Below are 2,619 nucleotides of genomic sequence, written 5' to 3'. Positions count from 1 at the left end.
AGGGGTGGGTTTAGCCAACATCATCTACCAACTCGACAACCAAGCGCCCCAAGACTGGAAAGGCAACAACGGCCAATGGAGCAAATCCGTCAGTGACCTGCTCAATTGGAATGACCTCAACCAGCGACAAGTAAACATTATCATTCCAGTAGTCCCTGCGTGAGAGTATGATCAACTACCAATGGATGCAGCCCATTACCGATACTGAGACCCTAATTGAGTATCACGAGCAGATTAGTCGAGTCATGCTTGGCATATATAGCGACAAGCTTCTCTTTGTCAAACAGCGAGGATGGGTGGCTTCCCTACCATTCAATGATTTTAGGGGAGGTGAAGACTATAAAGAGCGATTTACTCAAGCGTTGGCTCGTCGTGGCTATTCCGAATTCAAAGCGCTCTACTGGGAAGTATTTAAAAACGAACCTCCTGGTTTTGCCATTCCTGCAACTTTAGCCGGAGTCCAAGAGTGTATTCTCAAGCTTGTACCAGGTTCTTTATGTGTACTTTTTGCAGGAAAACCTGATTGGCTGATTTTCTTGACTCAACTTAACTACATGGTTATAGCAGGTGCGCCGGACTTTGTGACGGAGGTGTTGGGGTGTTTAGTGGAAACCGGATTTGAGAGTTTGCAGGATTATCTCACCAGCCATGAAGATCGACTCATTCCAGAAGAGAAGATTTCTGATTCTCAATAAGTTTGTGTTTTGTGACGAGATGCCTCCTCGCCAGAGAAAACTCCTATGCTAAAGGTAAGCACTGTGGAGGATAGCCTCTATGACAGAGCGCAAGAAACGGGGCATTGCGGGTGACAAAACTATTTGTCTGCCATTGACTGAAGGTACTGATTACGACGAGTTGGTGGACGATACCAAAGCCTTCCGGGCTTACCTCGACCAAATGATTGATACCCATCCCGAAATCTTTCCCCAGGGCATCGAGCAGGGGTATTGCTTTCATGGATTTGTGGAATCGGGCAAGTTACATCTAAAGACCCGTCGAATTCGGCTGAAATTTAATGGCGAAGCCTATCAACTGCGACCCGATACCGTGATGCCCTACATGATTGGGGCAACCGCAGAGGTGGAAAAAGGGTTGTATTTGAGGCGCTATGGGGTTCCCTACGAGGGGATCGCTCATGTCTTGGGACACTCGGCAATGTACTGGTATCATGCCACCCAAGCCTTAGGACGCGCATCGATTGTCGGGAGTACCGTGAAAGACCCCGACGCCATCCCCCCCTCACCTGGTGGCCGATGAAAAGCATAGCTGGTGGTGTGGAGACCGGGTGTATATTGCAGTGACCGCCGCAGTGGGGTGTTTTTTAGGCGTGGGTTTGGCTCAACGGGCGGACGCAGAAGCATTGGAGCAAGCCTACGGAGAGTTTCAACTCGAAGCCCATCAGAGCAGCCCAGAGTATTGCCCTGAGAGTGTCAACACCGATGGCTGGGAGGCGACTCAACAGGCTTGGAACCTCCTATTTCCAGGCACGACTATCGTGCTGTGTTTTCTGCATATCGTGCTGGGTGTACAACAACTGTGCCGTCGTACTTCCGGAGTGTTCCAAATGGTCACCGACAAACTCTGGCATCTCTATACCAGTGACACTCGTCGGCAATTTGCTCAACGCTTGCGTCACTTGGTGGAATGGGCAAAGCGCCCGGAACACCACTTGCCCGATAAAGCCAGACAGAAACTGATGAACTTGCCTAACAAAGCCCCTCAACTAAAGGTCACCTTTGATCTGCCAGATGCCTATCGCACCAGCAATCAAGTGGATCGTTTGATGAATTATCAAGACCGTATTTTGTATGCCATGCAATATTTTCATGGCACACTAGAAGCTGCAAGGCAAGGATTACGAGCGATGGCGTTGCTGTGGAACTTCCATCCCTACAGCCGCAAAGTTCAGGCGATGGAGCCGCATTCGATGTCTCCCTTTGAAGACCTCAATGGCTTTCGCTATCACGATAACTGGTTACGCAACTTCCTGATTGCTTCTTCCTGCAATGGCCGTGGAACGGCGAAACCTAACAAACACAAACTTGATTAGAACTAGAACTATTCCTTTGCCATCATAATCAAACATGAAATCATAATCAATTGATGGGTTCAAAAATGAGTAGCCCACGTTCAAAACAATATTACACGTTGATATATCATATGGTAGCCATTTCATTTCTCCACCATAGATAGATAGCATGAAAATACAACTTTCAATAGTGTGAACAAAACCATTCACAAGCTCAAAGTAAATTTCTAGATCATCAATATTCGGAACCGAGTATTCATGCTCTACTTTATTTCTAATTCGATTTAGTTTACTCAGAGAACGCGAGTTGAATATACCCATCGACTCTATCCAACTAATCTTTGTTGGAAAGTTGAAGGGTTTAACTTGGTTCTCCAAGTTAAGCACGCTTAGAAATATATCTATCTCGCACTCCATCGCACGCTTGAGGTGGCTAACGCAGTTAATTTTACTCATTTCAGAGCTATGAATTAGTTCTTGTTGAGCATAATCTAAATAATCAAATGAACCTAATTCAAATGAAGGGAAAGCCAGGGTAAGCGCATCTTAAAGAGTAGCTCTGTATACAGACGATTTGCATAGACTGTGAG

Annotated in this window: 3 protein-coding genes; all 3 read left to right on the top strand. The window is 46.4% G+C overall.

The window, feature by feature from the left end; translation table 11 throughout:
* The first annotated feature begins 167 nt into the window (after positions 1-167).
* On the top strand, positions 168-695 hold the full coding sequence (locus tag ACN4EG_RS27550) for a hypothetical protein (RefSeq protein ID WP_431633486.1): 528 nt from the start codon (positions 168-170) through the stop codon (positions 693-695).
* A gap of 79 nt (positions 696-774) precedes the next feature.
* The gene (locus ACN4EG_RS27545; RefSeq protein WP_431633485.1) at positions 775-1,257 is read left to right on the top strand and encodes a hypothetical protein; all 483 of its coding nucleotides are present in this window, start codon (positions 775-777) and stop codon (positions 1,255-1,257) included.
* Entirely contained in the window at positions 1,247-2,050 is an 804-nt protein-coding gene (locus ACN4EG_RS27540; protein ID WP_431633484.1) for a hypothetical protein, read from the top strand. Before ACN4EG_RS27545 ends, ACN4EG_RS27540 begins: the two co-directional genes overlap by 11 nt.
* Positions 2,051-2,619 lie beyond the last annotated feature (569 nt).

The organism is Alkalinema pantanalense CENA528, from assembly GCF_050753345.1.
GTDB lineage: Bacteria > Cyanobacteriota > Cyanobacteriia > Leptolyngbyales > Leptolyngbyaceae > Alkalinema > Alkalinema pantanalense.
This window is presented reverse-complemented; position numbering and strand designations above follow the sequence as displayed.

Coding starts and splice junctions, on each gene's coding strand:
- ACN4EG_RS27550 (WP_431633486.1), top strand. CDS start 168: ATGATCAACTACCAATGGATGCAGCCCATTACCGATACTGAGACCCTA.
- ACN4EG_RS27545 (WP_431633485.1), top strand. CDS start 775: ATGACAGAGCGCAAGAAACGGGGCATTGCGGGTGACAAAACTATTTGT.